The sequence below is a fragment of the Peribacillus sp. FSL K6-1552 genome, assembly GCF_038005205.1.
GTDB classification, from domain to species: domain Bacteria; phylum Bacillota; class Bacilli; order Bacillales; family DSM-1321; genus Peribacillus; species Peribacillus butanolivorans.
The window spans coordinates 4,068,428-4,088,296 of the sequence record NZ_JBBOST010000001.1; the positions used below are offsets into that span (position 1 = coordinate 4,068,428).

The 19,869-nt window shown below is 40.7% G+C and carries 22 protein-coding genes and 1 other annotated feature; of the genes, 3 read left to right on the forward strand and 19 right to left on the reverse strand.

All coding sequences use genetic code 11. From position 1 onward, the window contains the following. The first annotated feature begins 121 nt into the window (after window positions 1–121). The gene (locus NST21_RS19565; RefSeq protein WP_340890788.1) at window positions 122–307 is read left to right on the forward strand and encodes a hypothetical protein; all 186 of its coding nucleotides are present in this window, start codon (window positions 122–124) and stop codon (window positions 305–307) included. A 407-nt stretch (window positions 308–714) separates the two neighbouring features. Here the strand turns inward: NST21_RS19565 and NST21_RS19570 are convergent, their stop codons facing one another. From NST21_RS19570 to NST21_RS19595, 6 genes are all read right to left on the reverse strand, one after another. Beyond that, window positions 715–855 (reverse strand): YrzI family small protein, encoded by a 141-nt coding sequence (locus tag NST21_RS19570; RefSeq protein ID WP_116820737.1) that lies wholly within the window; start codon window positions 853–855, stop codon window positions 715–717. 515 nt (window positions 856–1,370) lie between these two features. After that, window positions 1,371–1,637: a YrhC family protein gene (locus NST21_RS19575; RefSeq protein ID WP_053347037.1), complete on the reverse strand. Its 267-nt coding sequence runs from the start codon at window positions 1,635–1,637 to the stop codon at window positions 1,371–1,373. A 114-nt stretch (window positions 1,638–1,751) separates the two neighbouring features. Next, on the reverse strand, window positions 1,752–2,888 hold the full coding sequence (locus tag NST21_RS19580) for a bifunctional cystathionine gamma-lyase/homocysteine desulfhydrase (protein ID WP_057218756.1): 1,137 nt from the start codon (window positions 2,886–2,888) through the stop codon (window positions 1,752–1,754). 1 nt (window position 2,889) lies between these two features. After that, on the reverse strand, window positions 2,890–3,813 hold the full coding sequence (locus NST21_RS19585) for a PLP-dependent cysteine synthase family protein (protein WP_340890790.1): 924 nt from the start codon (window positions 3,811–3,813) through the stop codon (window positions 2,890–2,892). A 93-nt stretch (window positions 3,814–3,906) separates the two neighbouring features. Beyond that, window positions 3,907–4,602 carry a 5'-methylthioadenosine/S-adenosylhomocysteine nucleosidase gene (gene mtnN, locus NST21_RS19590; protein ID WP_053347040.1) on the reverse strand — a complete coding sequence of 232 codons (696 nt, stop codon included), beginning with the start codon at window positions 4,600–4,602 and terminating at the stop codon, window positions 3,907–3,909. A gap of 16 nt (window positions 4,603–4,618) precedes the next feature. After that, on the reverse strand, window positions 4,619–5,257 hold the full coding sequence (locus NST21_RS19595) for a class I SAM-dependent methyltransferase (protein WP_340890792.1): 639 nt from the start codon (window positions 5,255–5,257) through the stop codon (window positions 4,619–4,621). 159 nt (window positions 5,258–5,416) lie between these two features. On the opposite strand from NST21_RS19595, the gene NST21_RS19600 reads away from it, so the two are divergent. Beyond that, window positions 5,417–5,629, forward strand: coding sequence for a DUF2536 family protein (locus NST21_RS19600; RefSeq protein WP_053347042.1), 213 nt, complete (start codon window positions 5,417–5,419; stop codon window positions 5,627–5,629). An 82-nt stretch (window positions 5,630–5,711) separates the two neighbouring features. Here the strand turns inward: NST21_RS19600 and NST21_RS19605 are convergent, their stop codons facing one another. The 8 genes from NST21_RS19605 to mltG all read right to left on the reverse strand — a co-directional run bounded on the left by NST21_RS19605 (window position 5,712) and on the right by mltG (window position 14,210). Beyond that, on the reverse strand, window positions 5,712–6,467 hold the full coding sequence (locus tag NST21_RS19605; protein ID WP_340890793.1) for a YrrS family protein: 756 nt from the start codon (window positions 6,465–6,467) through the stop codon (window positions 5,712–5,714). Window positions 6,468–6,566: 99 nt separating this feature from the next. After that, a complete protein-coding gene (locus NST21_RS19610) occupies window positions 6,567–8,306 on the reverse strand; it encodes a peptidoglycan D,D-transpeptidase FtsI family protein (protein WP_340890794.1) in 1,740 nt (579 codons plus the stop codon). Between the two features lie 161 nt (window positions 8,307–8,467). Then, a complete protein-coding gene (greA, locus tag NST21_RS19615; protein ID WP_056528546.1) occupies window positions 8,468–8,944 on the reverse strand; it encodes a transcription elongation factor GreA in 477 nt (158 codons plus the stop codon). 307 nt (window positions 8,945–9,251) lie between these two features. Continuing rightward, complete coding sequence (gene udk / locus NST21_RS19620) at window positions 9,252–9,890, reverse strand: uridine kinase (RefSeq protein ID WP_340890795.1); 639 nt, start codon at window positions 9,888–9,890, stop codon at window positions 9,252–9,254. 1 nt (window position 9,891) lies between these two features. Continuing rightward, window positions 9,892–11,163: a peptidase U32 family protein gene (locus tag NST21_RS19625; protein ID WP_340890797.1), complete on the reverse strand. Its 1,272-nt coding sequence runs from the start codon at window positions 11,161–11,163 to the stop codon at window positions 9,892–9,894. A 32-nt stretch (window positions 11,164–11,195) separates the two neighbouring features. Then, the gene (locus tag NST21_RS19630; RefSeq protein WP_053347048.1) at window positions 11,196–12,125 is read right to left on the reverse strand and encodes a peptidase U32 family protein; all 930 of its coding nucleotides are present in this window, start codon (window positions 12,123–12,125) and stop codon (window positions 11,196–11,198) included. Continuing rightward, window positions 12,112–12,777 (reverse strand): O-methyltransferase, encoded by a 666-nt coding sequence (locus tag NST21_RS19635; protein WP_201185907.1) that lies wholly within the window; start codon window positions 12,775–12,777, stop codon window positions 12,112–12,114. The genes NST21_RS19630 and NST21_RS19635 overlap by 14 nt, the downstream gene beginning before the upstream one ends. Window positions 12,778–13,067: 290 nt before the next feature. Next, window positions 13,068–14,210 (reverse strand): endolytic transglycosylase MltG, encoded by a 1,143-nt coding sequence (gene mltG / locus NST21_RS19640; RefSeq protein ID WP_340890798.1) that lies wholly within the window; start codon window positions 14,208–14,210, stop codon window positions 13,068–13,070. Between the two features lie 339 nt (window positions 14,211–14,549). Between mltG and NST21_RS19645 the strand changes: the two genes are divergently transcribed. Further along, window positions 14,550–14,705, forward strand: coding sequence for a hypothetical protein (locus NST21_RS19645; RefSeq protein WP_201223604.1), 156 nt, complete (start codon window positions 14,550–14,552; stop codon window positions 14,703–14,705). Window positions 14,706–14,765: 60 nt separating this feature from the next. On the opposite strand, the gene NST21_RS19650 is transcribed toward NST21_RS19645, so the two are convergent. The 5 genes from NST21_RS19650 to NST21_RS19670 form a co-directional block, all read right to left on the reverse strand. Beyond that, window positions 14,766–15,056, reverse strand: coding sequence for a DUF1292 domain-containing protein (locus NST21_RS19650; protein WP_053347051.1), 291 nt, complete (start codon window positions 15,054–15,056; stop codon window positions 14,766–14,768). 11 nt (window positions 15,057–15,067) lie between these two features. Next, window positions 15,068–15,493 carry a Holliday junction resolvase RuvX gene (gene ruvX, locus NST21_RS19655; RefSeq protein ID WP_053347052.1) on the reverse strand — a complete coding sequence of 142 codons (426 nt, stop codon included), beginning with the start codon at window positions 15,491–15,493 and terminating at the stop codon, window positions 15,068–15,070. Beyond that, window positions 15,493–15,762, reverse strand: coding sequence for an IreB family regulatory phosphoprotein (locus NST21_RS19660; protein ID WP_034311358.1), 270 nt, complete (start codon window positions 15,760–15,762; stop codon window positions 15,493–15,495). Before NST21_RS19660 ends, ruvX begins: the two co-directional genes overlap by 1 nt. 66 nt (window positions 15,763–15,828) lie before the next feature. Beyond that, entirely contained in the window at window positions 15,829–18,465 is a 2,637-nt protein-coding gene (alaS, locus tag NST21_RS19665) for an alanine--tRNA ligase (protein WP_056528526.1), read from the reverse strand. Window positions 18,466–18,524: 59 nt separating this feature from the next. Continuing rightward, window positions 18,525–18,743, reverse strand: a binding site (T-box leader). Window positions 18,744–18,772: 29 nt separating this feature from the next. Further along, entirely contained in the window at window positions 18,773–19,849 is a 1,077-nt protein-coding gene (locus tag NST21_RS19670) for an AI-2E family transporter (protein ID WP_340890799.1), read from the reverse strand. Window positions 19,850–19,869: the final 20 nt, after the last annotated feature.

The following is a 19,869-nucleotide window of genomic DNA, read 5'->3' on the forward strand; positions in this document are numbered from 1 at the left end:
CCACTAAAAGAAATCATGAAAGTAAAAAAATGTCTAAAACAAGAATGGTTGAAATCCCAATCGGACAAATACAAACATTCATATAATGATAGTGAATTTTTAGGGAGAGGGGGTTTTTACTATGTATAACTATGGACCATACGGGTATAACTATGGTTATCCGGGTCCAGCACCTTGTTATGGAGGAGGATGTTACGGGTTTGGGTATGGCCTATTTATTGTCCTCTTGATTTTATTGCTCATATTCGGCTTTTGGTGGCTCCCGGGATGTGGGTTTGGAGACGGTGGACTCGGTCCTTGCTGCTGATAAAAGCATATAAAAAACTCGGCTGAAATGCCGAGTTTTCTACTTTACATTATTACTTCAAACTGTGAAGCGGCTGATCGGCATCGACGGAAACATTTACAGCGATTACAGTTCCGATAACAGTAGTAAAAATAAGGATCATTACCATTGAGAACATCAAGAATCACTCCCCATATCTAATCTTATCTTCAATTTATCATGTTTCCGCTGCTCTTAACCGTTGCTTATTTGAACAATTTACATACAAACCATGGCAATACTGTGAAAGGTAAACGAATCCATTAGCCGGTATCCTTCTCATTCCAATAACAATACTTATCTCCTTTTATATAAACCAATTTAATCATATTTACCTCCACCTTTCCTAAAATTTATAAATCCTAACGGATAACCGTACATATCAAGTCTTAGAAAAAAGGACGATGCTTCATTGCATTGTTTAAGTGCTCTTCACGAAGCTTGTGAATTCTCTCCTGTTGCAAACATTCTTCAGCAGTCATTTTTTTCATTTTAATTGTGATTGTAAAAAATAGCATATTCAGTGTCATAATATCACCTCCTTTAAGGGAGCGGCTTACCAAAAAAAGCATAAAAAGGCCGCAGAAAGTTACTTCCTCCTGCGGGATTTTTAAGAGAATATAAAAAGACCGCAGGATAAAAGAATTCTCCCTGCGGCCGCTATGTTTGAATGATTAATAAAGCCAAAATTGCTTTAGAAATATTCCGCTTGGCACAGGTCGAATAGTATGTGATTGTTATTTGAAACAGTCAAGCCAATCTGATTAGTGATGGATCCTTGTAGATACAATTTCATTTTCATCGACCTCCTTTGGAATATTTTTTATTACCTGGTAAGTATATCCATAAATAACGTTTTTGTAAACGGCTTTTGCCTATTTTTTTGAAAGTTCTTTCTTTTTTCCTATTTTCATTAGAAATTCACAGGTAAGGGAGGAAATAAGTATGAAAAAGCAGTCCTATCCTGTTATTGATTTCCTCTAGATGTTTGAAAAACAAAAAAGCCTGATTCTCCGTCAACATCTACGAAGAATCAGGCTTGCTTTTATTGTTTTAAAGAGTCATGGTCATCCATTTCTGCCAAAATCTTTTTATATTTATTAGATAATCTGAAAAATAGAATAGACATACCGAGGAACAAAATTGTGGCTCCCATATAGACATTCGTGGAAACCATCGTTTTTTCAACAGAAGGGAGTATGGTTCCTAAATAAAAGAACGAGCCCACACATAGCAAGGTAATCGCAAATTGTTTAAAATCCGTCTTTTTTGATCGTAGAACTGCAGCCGTTTGTTTTTTACGATTTTTCATGCCATTTCCACCTTCTTTCAAGCTAGTAAGTAATCGACATCTCATTCTACCATATTTATTCCAAATGATACGGTGTAAATAATGGCAGTAAGCCGAGAAGATGATACTGTCCGTTTAACCTCTTAGCGCCTGTTCCAAGTCTTCCACTAGGTCTTCCGCATCTTCAAGACCTACGGAAATACGAATTAATCCATCGGTGATTCCAAGTTCAGCACGGCGATCTGCCGGAATAGAGGCATGCGTCATCAAAGCTGGAACCGAGATTAAGCTCTCCACTGCACCAAGGCTTTCAGCAAGGGTAAAGTATTTTACTTTCTCCAGCACACGTTCGGCCTTTTCTGCACTGCCGACATCGAATGAAACCATACCGCCAAAGCCACGTGATTGTTTTTTGGCAATGTCATGGTTTGGATGGTTTTCAAGACCTGGATAATAGATTTTTGAAACTCCTTTATGCTCGGTTAAGAAACGAACGATTTGAGAAGTGTTTTTTTCATGCTCTTCCATCCGGATGCCAAGCGTTTTCATGCCACGCATCAGCAGCCATGAATCTTGAGGCCCTAGCACGCCCCCTGTAGAGTTTTGGATGAAATGAAGGTCATTACCAAGTTTTTCATCATTCACCACGACAAGACCCGCTACAACATCGCTGTGCCCCCCAAGGTACTTCGTCGCGCTATGAAGTACGATATCTGCTCCAAGGTTAAGTGGATTTTGCCAGTATGGCGTACTGAACGTATTATCCACAATAGTAAGCAAGCCGTTTGCATTAGCTATTTTAGATACCGATTCAAGATCAGTAATTTTCAATAATGGATTCGTAGGTGATTCAATGAACAATGCTTTTGTATTAGACTTGATTTCTTTTTCGATAGTGTGAATATCACTCGTATTGACGAAGGTCGCCTCTATGCCGAACCGGTTCAGCACTTTTGTCATGATCCGAAAAGAACCTCCATATACGTCATCGGTCAGCAATACATGATCACCTTGATTGAGCAACATCATGACCGCCGTCATAGCTGCCATTCCTGAACCGAAGGCGAATCCTCTTTTCCCTTCTTCAAGCTCCTTGATTAATTCCTCCAGAGCATGGCGGGTTGGGTTACCGGTACGGGAATACTCATAGCCTCGATGATCTCCTGGACCATCCTGCTTGAAGGTGCTTACCTGATAGATCGGCACCGAAACTGCACCTGTTTTTTCATCACCAAAAATGCCGCCATGAATTAATTGTGTTTTTTTCCTCATTTCACAAGCCTCCCTGATAAATTTTTTTGCTTAAGTAACGTTCACTAGAATCCGGAAAAATCACGACAATATTTGTCCCTTGAGCAGCCTCTTCCGCTTCTATCATTGCCGCAGCAAACGCCGAACCGGAAGAACTCCCAACAAGCAGGCCTTCTTTGATTGCCAATTCCTTCACCATCTGAAACGCATCACTATCGCTTATCGTATGAATCTGGTCAAAATACGTTTCATCCATATAGGGAGGTAAAAATTCCATGCCGATCCCTTCTGTTTTATGAGGCCCAGCTTTGCCTCCGCTTAAAATTGATCCCTCTGGTTCAACAATAACGGTTTTGACCGCTGGATTTTTTTCTTTTAAATAACGTGATGTCCCCATGAAGGTCCCTCCCGTCCCGGCACCGGCAACAAACACATCCACATTGCCATCCAGCTGCTCCCAAATTTCCGGTCCTAGCGTTTTATAATACGCATCCGGATTAGATGGGTTGGCAAACTGCTGAGGACAATAGGCATCCGGAATTTCGGCCAGCAACGCCTTTGCCTTAGCAATCGCTCCTGTCATTCCTTCCTCTGTCGGGGTCTGAATCACTTTTGCACCAAGGGCTCGCATCAATTCCTGTTTCTCGATACTAAATTTCTCCGGTACACAAAATATTACATCCACGCCACGGTTAATCGCCGCCAGAGCCAATCCAATCCCAGTATTTCCAGCTGTCGGCTCGATGATGGTTCCGCCCTCCTTTACTCTTCCTGACAGAAACGCTTGCGTTAAAAGTTCCTGACCAAGCCGATCCTTCACACTGCCCCCAGGGTTAAAGAATTCCAGCTTCGCAAAAATCCGGACTTCATTTGGAAGGGGGAAATGGGTGATTTCCATAAGGGGCGTCTCGCCAATCAAATCATGAATGTTTTGAAAGACCTTCATATTTGGACATCCTTTCAGAGTTTACCTACCAATTTAGTTGGTTATACATATAAAGAAATGATCAACGGAATAGCTTCCGCTGATCGCTAACATTTATTTCATTTTTTCAACCATTTTTAAAATCAGAGCGGATGAATGAAGCGCCGCCGTTTCTAAGAACTTATCAAAGGAAATATTCGACTCCTTGCCAGCGATATCTGAAAGGGAACGAATGATAACAAACGGTGTTTGGAATTGGTGTGCTACCTGAGCAATAGCTGCCGCTTCCATTTCCACCGCGTATAAATCTGTAAATTTCCCTCTGACGAATTCAACCCGAACAGGATCATTCATGAAAGAATCTCCCGTCACGATCAAACCTTTCGCCACTTGAATATCTTCAATTTCTTTCGCCGCTTCTTCTGCGATAGCAAAAAGCTTCTCGTCCGGGATAAATGCTGCTGGCAATTGCGGTACTTGACCGTATTCATAGCCAAAGATTGTCACGTCAACATCATGGTGGCGCACTTCTGTTGAAATGACCACATCCCCTACATTAAGCGCTGGATGATAACCTCCAGCAGATCCTGTATTAATGACCGCATCCGGTTTGAATTTTTCTAAAAGAATCGTTGTGGACATTGCAGCATTCACTTTACCGATTCCCGATTTAAGTAAAATGACCTCAATGCCGTTCAGTGTCCCTGTGTTGAATTCGGATCCGGCAATCGTAACCTGCTCCAAACCTTCCAATTTATCACGTAAAATCGTAACTTCTTCTTCCATTGCTCCGATTATGGCTACCTTCATTAGTAAAAACCTCTTCCTATAATTTTTCAGCCTCCATAATCCAGACAAATTGATTGCAGCGCTCAAAGTTCACTTTAAATCCATGTGTTTCAAGTGCTTTTTCTAAAAAAGGAATGGTCGTATAATATTCCGTTTGCAAATCGTTTGCCAAATTATGAAAGCCTGCATGCTTTGCATCTTGAATCGCTTGTTCATGCGCGTCTCTCGATTGATACATTGTATCCGCAAACACTATTTTACCACCTGTATTCAGTAACTTTCCATAGTTCGCTATAGCTTTTTCTTTTTCTTCATCGGTTAAATGGTGAAAAGCATACGTACTCACAATCGAATCTACTTGTTTAGGCTCCGGAAAATCCATAAAATCACCATCGATAATTTCTGTTTTTCCCCTTAACTTGCTAATCGCTATTTCCCTCATTGCTGGTGACGGCTCAATTCCAGACACCATAAGACCTTTCTTCAGCAGCCTTGCCGTTAAATTCCCGGTCCCTACCCCAAACTCCAGCACATGACCATGAGCCCGACTCGTGACGCTGTCTAATATGTTGTCATAATGTTTAAAAACCTCTTGATATTCAATATCGTGTCCACCGACGGTATCATCATACGATTTCGACCATTCCTCAAATAACTCTACAAATTCTCTGCCCATTTTAATCACCTTTTTATAATAAGATAATAAAACCTATAAGCATAATATGAAATGAATCTAAGAACAGTTCTTATTTTTTAGGCAAATCTATCATTCAAGTTCAGATTCAATTCATTTGGTGTTAAACTAACACTATTAAAACGTTGGAGGAATACAGAAATGAATTTTCAACTCGACTTAAACTTATTCGAAGATAAAATTGAATTTTTTGAAGCAGAAAGCATCAAGAACCTAGAAGAAAAAATCCAGTCACAAATCGAAATCAATAAAGCGATCATGCTTCAAGTCCACTCCGTATCGCACCAAATGTATGTCAGTGAAGAGGGCAGAAGATTTTACAGTGCAGTCGTTCACTTTAAAGCCAAAAAGTAATCTTTATTATCAATGAAAAACCCCCGAAAAGAGACATTCTTTTCGGGGGTTTTTCATTTTGAAGATATATTCATATAAACTCTTACTTATATTTCTTATCGTTCGTCTTCAATTCTTCAACCTTAACGGGCTTCCAACCTGATCCGTCTACCCATTCAATATAAACGCGGAAGGTTTTAGGGTTGTCCCCTTCTGATACGGTACCGATTGCAGTGTTAGGTGATCCGCCGTTTTGAAGCCACCACAGTTTCATGTTACCTTGGTCAATACCTGCTCCATGAGCAATCGCTTTACTCATTTCATTCCAATCAACAGAGTTCTTTTGAAAGCTTGTTGTGTGTTCACCGGATTGCTCTGTGCCAACTGGTTTCCAGCTCTCGCTCTTGTATGTTGTCGCGACATTGCCATCTCCGCTTCCTTCCACTTCGACAAGCTCAGCGTCCTCTGCTTTATCTGTGTCTGTATCTGGATTTGTGTCTGTGTTTGTGTCTGTGTTTGTGTCTGTGTTTGTGTCTGTGTTTGTGTCTGCGTCTGTATCAGTGCCATCTTCAGTATTTTCTTCTGTACCTTCTTCAGTTGCTTTGCTATCCTCGTCTTCATCTTCCTTAGTCAAATCAGTATCTTCTTCTTTGCCAGCAGGTTTATCCACTTTCTTCTTCGCATCTTTTTCAACGGTCTGCTTTGGTTCAGTTGTAGCTTTTTCTGTATCAGTGCCATCATCACTTAAGAAAATAGAGACGGCGACAATGACAATAAGAATCGAGACAACGGTGATTGCGATATTATATATTTTATTTACTTTTCTTTTTTGATCTCTCTGATTGAATCTTGAGCCCAAGGTCCATTCCTCCCTTACCATTTCGTACTGCCTCATTTTAACATGATTTGGCTAGAGATAGAAGGGAAGGCTTTCCTAGACTTTTCGTCAATTCTTGCACTAGTCCTGGTCCTTGGAGTACATAACTTTTACAATATCTGAAAAAAGAGGCGTCATGCTGGCACTATCTTCTTTCGTTTCAAAACTGACTGTAACCAATGCATATTTAGGATTTTTATAGGGGAAATAGCCTGCAAACCATTTATTGAGCTCCCCTTTTTCAGTTTTCGTCTGTGCTGTTCCAGACTTGCCTGCGACCTCTACAGGCAAATCCTTCAAGGAAGCACCAGTCCCTTTCTCTTCGGTTACGACTTTCCGTAAGAGATGCTGCAGCTTCATTGTTGTATAGGGAGAAAGGGAATTTCCATCCATACTTTGATTTGGAAAGCTTACAACGGTCGTACTATTGTTAAATTCAACCTTTGACACGGCTTTAACTTGTTCTTTCTTACCGCCACGGGCAATCGTCGCCATCATGTTGGCTATTGCAAGCGGTGTCGTTTGGACATCCTTCTGACCAATTGCTGTTTGGGCAATCAATTTAGGGTCCTTTTTTAAATCGTCATCATGCCAGACCTTTCCTTGTTGTTCATGATACAGTTGAGTAACTGCTGTATGATACACATCCCCCTGCCATCCTGATTCGCCGATTAAGCCTAACATTTTCGCATATTTATCAAGATAATCAGGGTCTTTCACAGCGATTTCCTGTGACAACTCAGCAAATGTCCTATTACAGCTTTGAGCAAAGCTATTTTCAAAATTAAGCATGCCCAGATCCCTCTGTTTATCTGTTTTTCCGTTAATCGTCAAATTACAATTGAATGTTCTTGTAGGACTAGCTGCTTCATAATCAATTGCTGCTGCAGCTGTGACCGTTTTGAAAACGGAGCCTGGCGTTTTTTGAGTTAGCATCATATTGATGGCTCCTTCGCCATTCGGATCCTTTATATCAAGTGCTGGACGTGATACCATGGCTACGATCTCACTTTTTTCTATATCAATCAGTACGAGACCCCCTTTTTTTATTCCGCGTTCGTCAACAAGCTTCTCCGCTTTTTCCTGGATTTCTTTATCAATCGTTGTTACAACCTTCACTGGGTAGAGCGGGTTTGCAGGTTCTACGTATTTTACATCCACACCGAACATTGGACCGCCAGTGGCATCTACATGAAAAACGAGCTTTGATTCTCCTGCTGAAAGCAAGAATTCGTCAAAGGTTCTTTGCAGTCCGGTATTGCCGATCTTCGTTTCGGCAGCTAGTTCCATATCCGGGTAACGCTTTTTCTTTTCGGCATCTGATATATTCGTCGTGCCAATCAATTGCGCTGCCGGAGTTTGATCGTGATATAGCTTTTCTTTCACAGCAAAAACCCCAGGGATCTTCATTTCATTGATAGCCTTCGATTGGCTGGCCGTTAACTCAATCGGTTTATCTCCGCCAAAAACAAATGGTTCATCCGATTCCGCAATTGCCCTTTTCAACTCCGATTCCGGTCTGCCGATAATCGAGGCAATTTCATCTATAGGCCATGTCATTTTGTTCAAAAATGGAAACAGCACAAGGGTTGGAATCTCTTCATGGGCAAGCGGCTCTCCATTTCTGTCATAAAACTTCCCCCGCCCATCATCAATCTTTAAAATCTGCGACCGCTGGTTTACACTTGCTTCTATTAAATTCACATCATGTTTAGAGAAAGATTCTGTCGATACAAGTTGGATGTAGGCAAGCCTGCCTATAAGCATTAGCATCAAAGTAGCCAATACAATAGCCAGCATCCTCATTCGTTTCTTTTTCATAAAAATACACCTCGTAACCATTGTTGACGAGGTGTGAATTTTTAAACAATTATGAACAAATTTAAAGTAGCTTGCTTTTCTACTTTCATTCAACTTATAGAGAGACTAACATGAAACCGACAAAAAGAGGATGCCCTAAGGGGCATCCTCTTTAAAGGTCATTAGCTAATAGACACGATTTTGACGCTCATTTCGCCGCCAGGTGTCATAATCGAAACCTTGTCGCCGACTCTTTTTCCAATTAAGCTTTTGGCAATTGGTGAATCATTTGAAATTTTCCCTTCGAATGGGTCCGCTTCAACGCTACCCACGATAGAATAGGTTTCTTCGTCACCGTTCGGAAGTTCTACAAACGTTACAGACTTTCCAAGTGAAACTGTATCTGTATTCGAATCATTGCCTTCAATGATTTTTGCATTACGAATCATGTTTTCGATTGTAGTAATACGCCCTTCAACAAATGCCTGCTCTTCTTTTGCGGAATCGTACTCTGAGTTCTCAGAAAGATCTCCAAAACTGCGGGCGATTTTAATTCTCTCTACAACTTCTTTTCGTTTAACTGTTTTTAATTGTTCCAGTTCCTGTTCAAGCTTTAACTTACCTTCTTTAGTCATTGGATATTCTTTTTCAATTGCCAAAACCCTTCACTCCTTCAAATTCTTTACAGCAAGCATTCGCTGTGACAAGTTTATGTACTATATAGTTCTTAACCCTAAAACTTGAATCAGATTTATAAGTGCACGCCTTTAATAAAGCACGCGCTTTGATACTAAGAAACAAACTGTTCCTTAGTATATAAACCGACTGCATTGAACAGCCGGTTCGTTCTGTATCAAGAATAGAGTATTGCGTTTTCCAACATTTGTCCAGTCTTTCCCAATAAATAAATGGGATTTTTATAAAAAACGAAGGAAAATGGCACCTATCATTATTTATGCTATGTTATTACAAAAAAGACTTTTGTTCAAGGATTGTTTGAATTTTTGTCACCATAAGGTCAATCGCCACATGGTTTTGACCACCTTCAGGAATGATAATGTCGGCGTAACGTTTTGTCGGTTCGATGAACTGATTGTGCATCGGGCGAACGACACTGATGTATTGATCGATGACAGAATCTATGGAACGGCCGCGTTCTTTAATATCGCGCGTCATTCGGCGAAGTATCCGCAAGTCTGCATCAGTATCTACATAGAGCTTCATATCCATCAAATTTCGAAGGCGTTCATCTTCCAGCACCAGAATCCCCTCAAGAATGATAACATCCTGTGGTTCAACGGTGATGACTTCATCTGAACGTGTATGAATCGAATAATCATAAACAGGCTTTTCTATCGTTTCATTGCGTAGCAACGCATTAAGATGCTCGATTAACAAATCATTATCAAATGCGAGCGGATGATCATAATTTGTTTTCAATCGTTCTTCAAACGGCAGATGGCTCTGATCTTTATAATAATAATCTTGTTCGATCATCAAGATTGAATGCCCTTGAAAGAATTCAAAAATTGAACGGGTAACACTTGTTTTACCTGACCCTGATCCGCCGGTAACTCCGATAACTACTGGTTTTTTCCCTGTCATGTTAATTCTCCTTCCGCATCATATTGTTCACATATACTTGCTTATCTACTTGAATGCGGACAATTTGAAGCGGATGGCGTGCTGCGTCCAACTCATTACCTGACTCATCCCAGATCGTTCCAATTTTTTGAGTGAAGTTTTCGATTTCCGGTCCGAAAAATTCCACTTCATCACCAGGCTTGAAGAAGTTACGCTGCTGCAGGGTGACGATTTGAGTTTCCTCATTGTAATCAAGTACCTGTCCAGCGAAGTCGAAGCGAGTCTTTACGGTATGATTCCCGAACATTTGCTGTTTATACCCAGGAATTTCTCCCTCCATGAACGCTGATGCTGTCTCGCGGTTCGCACATTTGTCCAACTCTTCCAACCATTCTTGCTTAATCTTGAAATTATCCGGATCGGCACAATACGCATCAATCACTTTACGGTAGACACTGACTACTGTAGCGATATAATGAATGGACTTCATCCGGCCTTCGACTTTTAAGCTATCAATGCCGATTTCAATCATGCCAGGCAAAGATTCAATCAATTTCAAGTCTTTCGGACTCATTGCGAATGGTGCATCTTCTTTATCAAATAAAGCTTTTTCCCCGTCTTGATTTAATTCATATAAATCATAATCCCAACGGCAAGACTGGCAACAGCCACCTCGGTTCGAATCACGTGCAGTCATATGGTTTGAAAGGGTACAGCGTCCAGAATAGGCAATACACATTGCACCGTGAACGAACGCTTCGATCTCAATATCGACTTTCTCTTTCATTTCACGGATTTCCTCAGCACTTGTCTCACGTGCTAAAACAACACGCTCCAGACCTTCCTCTTTCCAGTACTGAACAGCCTTCCAATTCGACAACGACTGCTGTGTGCTTAAATGGATCTCAACGTTAGGAGCAACCCGCTTACAAGTTTCAATGATTAATGGATCAGCAACGATAATTCCATGAACTCCGGCTTCCTGAAGGCCTTCCAGATATTCTTCAAGTCCATCGATATTTTCATTATGAGCGAAGATATTCGTAGTCACATATACTTTAGCACCATATTTTTTAGCGAATTCGACGCCTTCCTTCATTTCCTCAAAAGTGAAGTTACCCGCATTTGAACGAAGTCCGTATTCCTGTCCGCCAATAAACACGGCATCTGCGCCATAATGGACAGCTATTTTTAATTTTTCCAGGTTGCCAGCGGGAGCCAGCAATTCTGGTTTTTTAACAATGACTCTCTTTCCATCAACTATTTTGGAAATTTTATTAGCAATAGCATTCAAGGCTATTCCTCCTCTTTCTCTTACCCTTTTCTTTAATAAACCGATTCTTTAAAGAAGAATCCTGTATCCAACTCACGGTTTTCCGGCTGAATCGCTTTAACTTTTTCATATAGTTCTGTTTTCATATCATCATAACGGTCCGTATCTTCTACACATACATCAATCGCTTCACGATATAATTTTGTTATTTCTACAATATACTCAGGCGTTTGTAACACCCCTTCAATTTTCAAAGAATCAATATCCGCTTCAATTAATTCCTGAAGTTCATCAATCATGCACATATCGTTCGGACTCATGATATGCGTTCCATTTTCGTCTTCATAAATCGGATATTTATTTTCACGTTCCTTGTCATGCAGGAACATACTTTTTTGTTCCTTCCGATTTTCCACTTCTAACGCTTTGCCTTGGTATTCGAAATAGTTACCTAGCAGCGAGCGCTTCGATTGGAACATGCACGTCATGCCATGGACCTGCACTTCAATCTCGACTTCGGCATTTTCCTTCATTTCAACAATTTCGTCCAAACTTATTTCACGAGCAGCCAAGGCACGGACAGCACCGCGTTTCCCCCAATAATTACACGTGTACCAGTTCGTTACCGTCATCTCTGTATTCCAGTGCAACGGCATATCCGGCGCTACAGCTCGAACGGCCATCAGGACAGCAGGATCTCCGAAGATAATCCTGTCTGCCCCTGCTTCCTTAAGGAAAACGACATATTCTTCAAGCTCGTCCACTTTTTCATTATGAAAAATAGCATTCATAGACACGTATACTTTTTTACCTGCTGCATGTGCAAGTTCAATTGCTTTCTTAACGTCCTCACGTTTGAACTCCCCTGCTAGACGAAGCGCATAACGTTGTTCCCCGATAACGAATGCATCAGCACCCGCATCGATAAGCGCTGTAATATGAGTGACACTTGTCGGAGTCACGAGTAATTCAGGCTTTTTCATTTTTGTCACCTCTATGTTTACTTATGGCCACACCATCACCAATCGGCAGAATTACTGTATCGTAATGTGGATGGTTGTGTAACCAATTGTTAAAGTCTCTAATTTTTTTTATAAGAGCACGTTTTCGTCTCGTCATTTCCATTTCTTCTATGTTTTCAGCAACCAAGCCTTTAAATAATACATTATCAGTAATAATAATGCCAGCATCCTTCAGGAATGGCTCAAACAGCTCAAAGAAGCGCTTGTACTGCCCTTTAGCTGCATCAACAAAGATGATATCAAACGGACCATGTTCTTTTACTAGCGGCCCTGCTTCAAGGGCATCCCCTTCAATGAGGGTAATCCGTTCCAAAAGGTCAGCCTTAGCAAAATTAGCTCTCGCTTGTTGAATTCGAGCTTCATTCCGTTCAAGTGTGACGATACGTGCTTCTGGCAAGGTTTCAGCCATTCTTATAGCCGAATAGCCAATCGCTGAACCAACTTCCAATATCGCCTGCGGTTGATGAAGCCTCAAAATCTGGAGTAGCACCTCTATACCTTCCGGCTCCATGATCGGCACATTATTTTCCAGTGCAAAATCCTCTAACTCCTTAATTAAACCCGTACGTTCCGGGATTAAGGAATGAAGATATTGTTCTATTTTTCCGTTCAAGACATTTCCTCCAATAATAAGAAAAACGAAAGCGCTTTGGTTGGTTCAAGCAGAAGATGGGCTGGACCGAAAGATAATCAGTACCTTTCAAGTGCCATCATCTTTACACAACATGCTGAAACCAGTATGCTTGACGATCTATATTTCCTTATCTTTCAAAATAAAACCCGGCAATCGCCGAGTTACAGTCATCGATAAAAATCGGATCTGAAATTTCACTTTTACTATTCTATCATAAAAACAAGGGGAAAGTAATATCCCTCCCCCCTAGTCGCTTTAGCTATCAGCTATTATTTATTGGTAATATGTTCTGCCTTTTTAATATTGTGATCATCCAACGTTTTCGAATAAAGAACTTCTCCTTCAGGTGTTGCCAAGAAGTATAAGAAATCTGTCTTCTCAGGCTTCAACACCGCATCAATCGATGTCGTTCCGGCATTGGCAATCGGACCCGGCGGCAACCCCTTATTCTTATACGTATTATACGGAGACTTCACCTCAAGGTCTTTGTATAGCACCTTACTTTTATGTGAACCTTTTGCATACAAAACGGTCGGATCCGTTTGTAGCGGCATATCTTTCTTGATACGATTATAGAAGACGGAAGCAATTTTCCCACGGTCTACCTGGGCAGTTGCCTCTTCTTCAACAAGCGAAGCAAATGTCAACATCTTGTGAACAGAATAATCTTTTTTGTTCATCTGAGTTTCATATGCCTGCAAGGTCTCTTCCGTTTTCTTCAGCATCTCAATTACTACTGCTTCTAAAGACGGTTTTTCCTCATAAAAGTCATAGGTCGCTGGGAATAGATACCCTTCAAGCGGATACAAAACATTTTTATTCTCAATCTCCGACGTTAACAGCTCCGGAAATCTCTCTTGCATGGAATTAACGAATTTCTCACTATTCAATTTCTTGAAAATTTCTTTCGGATCTTGATCCGTCTTCACGGCAATGATATCAGCAATCTGAATTAGCTGCTTTCCTTCTGGAATCGTTATTTTCATGGTCGCTTCTTTCATAAGTTTCCCGGTTTTGATGCTAGTCACAATATCTTGAATTGGCATGGATGGTGATAATTTATACTCCCCTGCCTGAAAACCGGATTCATTACGGAATTTAATATAATATTTGAATACACGGGCGTCCTTGATTATCCCCTGCTCTTCAAGCAATGTTGAAATTCCATTCACGGTAGAACCGATTGGAATCTTCACTTTCTTAATCGTGTCATCGTCAGGATCAACTGGCTTCATGGCTGAGTTGATATATAAAAAGCCCACAAGACCAACTATCCCGATTAATAAAATTAGCGAAGCTATCGTAATCATGATAATTTTACGAACAAGCCTTGCTTCTCCTTGCTGTTCTAACAATTTCATTCGAATATGTTCCTTTTTTGATAAATTATGATCTTTTTCATCCATTTTCATTCCCCCTGCAAACTCACACCAACTACATAATGATTCCTAGAAGATGCTTTCTCTAATTAGACTTTGCTTCGAATATTATACTAAAACCAACAAATAAATACATGTTTTTTGCAAAACTACATTCGTTAATACTCTATTTATGGCAAAATCGCACTAGTTTTGTCAATATACAGGTGTTATTTAATAGGGAATTAGTGATATTTTTTAGTAATCAGCTGTAATAGACTTTCATGAGATTTTCTTCGAATACGAGTGGTGTTTCAGACATCTGATAAAATAAAAAGAATATTTATGTGGTTATGCTACTATTAATTTTAGATAAAGAAAGGTGTGAAGGAGTTGGATAATTCTTATTTTGTTGGTTGGGGGACACTAGCACTCATTAATGCCGGGCTTGCTCAAGGTAAAAATAGAACGGCTTTGAATTGGTTCATATTATCATTATTTTTAGGTCCACTCGCCACTTTTATTCTTTTGTTTGTGGAGAAAAGATAAGGATTTTTTGGTACATAATGAAAAAAACTGACCTTGGTTTAAGGTCAGTTTTTATATATATTATTCTTCTTCAGCTTCTTCTTGGTCAAGGAATGTGTTTAACATTTCTTCGACTAGATCCCACTCTTCTTCTGTTTCGATTGGTGCAAGTTCACCATCTTTATTATCTTCGCTTGGTGTGAATGATGAAGCGTGGATTTCAATTTCTTCCTCGTCATCTTCAGCAGACATCGGATAGTAAAGTACATAAGATTTGTTAAATTTATCAGAATCGAATGTGAACAGGATTTCGCAAAGCTGCTCGTTTCCGTTTTCATCTACTACTGTAATGTTGTTTTCGCCGTGTTCCATTTGTATTCACCTCATATTGAATTTGTTTGTCTGTCTAAGAAACCTTGTAGAATCATGACAGCTGCCATTTTATCAATGACTTTCTTACGTTTGCTTCGGCTCACGTCCGCCTCAAGAAGAACACGTTCAGCCGCCATCGTTGTCAACCGTTCATCCCAGAGAAACACCGGCAGCTTGAATTTGTTTTCTAAACGTTTGGCGAAATCTTGGCTGATCTCACCGCGCGGTCCAACGGTTCCGTTCATATTTTTGGGTAAACCGAGGACAATTTTAGAAACTTCATGTTCTTTTATTATTTCATTGAGACGTTTAAAGCCGAAGTCATTTCCAGCTTCGTTAATTTTGATTGTTTCCAATCCTTGTGCAGTCCAACCCATCGCGTCACTCACGGCAACGCCGATAGTCTTTGAACCTAAATCAAGTCCCATTGTGCGCATTAGTATTCCTCTCGATGGTTCTTAAGATACGATTTAACCAATTCTTCAATGATCTCATCGCGTTCAAGCTTACGAATAATGTTTCGAGCATCCATATGGCGCGGGATGTAGGCCGGGTCACCAGATAATAGATAACCGACAATCTGGTTAATCGGGTTATAACCTTTTTCCTGAAGTGCAACATAAACTTGAGACAATACTTCCTGTACATCTCTTTCGAATGGTTCTTCGGGAAAATTAAATTTCATCGTTTTATCAAAGGAACTCATTATCATGCACCTCTCCTCAGCGTCCAGAATCCATTATTATCTTCATTGTACAACACTTTTCATTGATTATGAAATCGTTAAGACCCATTCTTCAACAAAATTAAGTGCTGCATCTAATTTTTCTGGGTCTTTTCCACCGGCTTGTGCCATATCTGGACGGCCGCCGCCGCCTCCACCGCAACGAGATGCGACTTCTTTAATTAATTTACCGGCATGGAAACCGCGTTCGATATAATCCTTCGTAACTCCGGCAATCAAATTGACTTTATCGCCTTGAGCCGATCCTAATACGATAATGACAGAATCAAGCTTTTGTTTCAAATCATCTGCCATAGCACGTAGATTATTCATGTCAGTAGCTTGAACTTTTGCCACTAATACTTGTACACCATTAATTTCTTTTACGTTAGAAACAAGGCTTCCTGCTTCAATATTACTTAATTTTGCAGTCAAGCTTTCATTTTCACGATGAAGATCTTTCACTTCCGCTAAAACTGTTTCAATTCTTGAAGGTACATCTTTCAAGTTTGTTTTCAATTTAGCAGCTGCGTCTTTTAATACACCGATTTGGTCAGTCATCAATTTGTATGCTCCTGCTCCTGTTACTGCTTCGATCCTGCGTGTACCCGCACCGATGCCGCTTTCAGAAACAATTTTGAACAAGCCGATTACCGCTGTATTCGGGACGTGAACACCGCCGCAAAGCTCAAGACTATAATCGCCAATTTGAACGACACGGACTATCTTGCCGTATTTTTCGCCGAACAAGGCCATCGCGCCCATTGCTTTTGCTTCTTCAATGTTTTTATAATCCGTATTCACTTGTAAGCTTTGCCAAATTTTTTCATTTACAATCGTTTCAATCTGTTCAATCTCTTCTGCTGTAATCTGACCGAAGTGAGAGAAGTCAAAACGAAGACGCTCAGCTTGTACCAGTGAACCAGCTTGGTTAACATGTGTTCCAAGTACATCTTTCAAAGCTTGATGTAAAAGATGTGTCGCCGTATGATTTTTCGTAATATGGATGCGGTTTTCTTGATCTACCGCAGCAACAATTTCAGTGTCTGTAGTCAAAGTGCCGGCTACAACAGTTACACGGTGCAGGTTTTGGCCATTTGGTGCTTTTTGAACATCATGTACATTCACTTTAACGGATTCACTAGCCATCGTTCCTTTATCAGCTATTTGTCCGCCGCTTTCTGCATAGAAAGGTGTTTGGTTCAGAATCACCTGAACTTCTTCGCCTTCTTGCGCTTCTGTTACAAGCTCGCCATTTTTCACGATTGCCGCAACTTTTGCATCAACTGCCACCTGATCATATCCGACAAATTCACTTTCAACTTTAATGTCGCCTAATACTCCACCTTGAATCTGCATGGAATCCACATCTTGACGCGCAGAGCGAGCACGTTCACGCTGTGCTTCCATTTCTTTTTCGAAGCCAGATTGATCAATCGTCATGCCTTCTTCTTCCGCATATTCTTCCGTTAATTCGATTGGGAAGCCGTATGTGTCATACAAACGGAATGCATCGCTACCTGGAATGACTGTGCCGCCTTTTTCTTTTTCTTTTTTGATGACTTCAGAAAGAATAGCTAGTCCATCATGAAGCGTTTCATGGAACCGTTCTTCTTCATTCTTGATTACTTTCGCAATGAATTCTTTATTAACGAGAACTTCTGGGTAGAAATCTTTCATGATTTCACCAACCACTGTCACAAGCTCGAACATGAATGGACGGTTAATGTTGATTTGCTTCGCATAACGAACCGCTCTACGAAGTAAACGACGTAGCACATAGCCGCGACCTTCATTGGATGGAAGTGCTCCGTCTCCAACAGCAAATGCTACTGTACGTATATGGTCGGCAATGACTTTAAATGCCACATCTTTTTCTACATCGACACCATATTTCACATCAGAAATTTCTTCAACAGCTCTAATAATTGGGATGAACAGGTCTGTATCATAGTTTGTCGCCACATTTTGCACGACTGAAGCCATACGCTCTAGACCCATGCCTGTATCAATATTTTTCTTCGGAAGCGGTGTGTAAGAACCGTCCGGATTATGGTTAAATTGAGAGAACACAAGGTTCCACACCTCTAAATGCCGTTCATTTTCGCCACCTGGATATAGTTCTGGATCATTCGGGTCATCACCATATTCTGGGCCACGGTCATAGAAAATCTCCGTATTCGGGCCACTTGGACCTTCACCGATATCCCAGAAATTTTCTTCCAAACGGATGATTCTTTCAGCAGGAACACCGATTTTTTTATTCCAAAGCTCAAATGCCTCGTCATCTTCCGGGTGGATTGTCACCGCTAATTTCTCTTTGTCAAAACCAATCCATTTTTCGTCGGTCAAAAATTCCCATGCCCATGTGATTGCTTCTTCTTTGAAGTATTCACCAATTGAGAAGTTACCAAGCATTTCGAAAAACGTATGATGACGCGCAGTTTTCCCCACGTTTTCAATATCGTTTGTACGAATTGCCTTTTGTGCATTTGTAATCCTTGGATTTTCAGGAATCACCCGTCCGTCAAAATATTTCTTTAACGTTGCTACCCCAGAGTTGATCCATAGCAATGATGGATCTTCATGAGGAACCAATGACGCACTTGGTTCAATGTTATGGCCTTTTTCACTAAAAAAATCTAAATACATTTGGCGGATTTGAGCACCAGTTAAATACTTCATCTATATATCCTCCTTTAAAATTATGTAATTTTGAGCACACAAAAAACTCCCATCCCAAAAACAGGGACGAGAGTTAACTCGCGGTACCACCCTGATTATGGACGTAGAAAAAGCCTTCGTCCATCACCTTCATAAAAGCCTTAACGCGGCATGACGGCAGGTATTAGCTGCTCTCCGGACTAGCTTTCTGCTGCTCTTCACCTTGCAGTCCCTTTCAGCCAGGGGGACCCCTCTCTTTTAGATGGACTTCAGCATACTTCATCCTTCAACGAATTATCTTATGTAATGGATTATATTCACAAGACTTTTATTTGTCAATAAGGGGCGGCTTCTTTCTGAAGTGAACACGGGCATGAAGCACAAAAACTTTCAGTACAGCCAAGATAGGGATTGAAAGTACCATTCCCGTAATCCCGCCTATTTCACCTCCAGCTACCAATGCAAGCATGATGAAAAGTGGATGCATATGGAGGCTTTTCCCGACAATAAGAGGTGACAGAATATTCCCCTCAAGAAATTGAAGCACAAGCACGATGACTATGATAATCATCACCATTTTCACAGATATTGTGGCGGCAATTATAACCGCAGGAATGGCCCCGATAATCGGTCCAAAATACGGTATGACATTGGTTATTCCGATAATCGCTCCTAACAACAACGGATATTGCATTCCGACTATCCAAAAAAGAATGGATGAGATCACTCCAATTGCAACACAGACGATAATTTGCCCGCGGATATACCCACCTAGGGAAGCGTCAACATCCCGTACGAATGCACGTCCCTGCTTGCGCCATTTTTTCGGGGTCATATACCAGGCCATTTTTTTTAACGCAGCAAAGTCTTTCAGGATATAAAAAGCAATGAATGGAATAAGCGCAATCAGAACAACGAAATCTAACAGCTTCATCGCATACTCCATCGCTTTTTCCGGCATACCTTTCAGCCAGCCTTCGAAAAGAACGACCCCTTCTTCAAACCTTTCATGTATCCCGAACGGCCAGGCCGCCGTTTGATGATTGAGCCTGTCTACCCTGCCTTGATACTGCTCGACCAGCTCAGGAACACTTTCTGACAGCTCACGCACCTGACTAACCATTACTGGAATGCCTTTATAAACCGCAAATCCAATGCCTCCAAAAAACAGCAAGTAAATGATTGTAATCGAAAGCCAGCGATGCATACCTTTCTTATTTAAAAATTCCACAACAGGGTGCAATAAATAACTGATGAATGCACCAATGAGAAAAGGCAGCAGTACTGTTACACTTATAGTTACAGCCGGTCCCCACATAGGCTTCAGTTTCATAAAAATATATATAACAAAAAATAAGAGCAATAAAAAACCAAGCCTATAAAACCACTTGAGACGAATACTCACAAAATCTACACCTCCCGCTC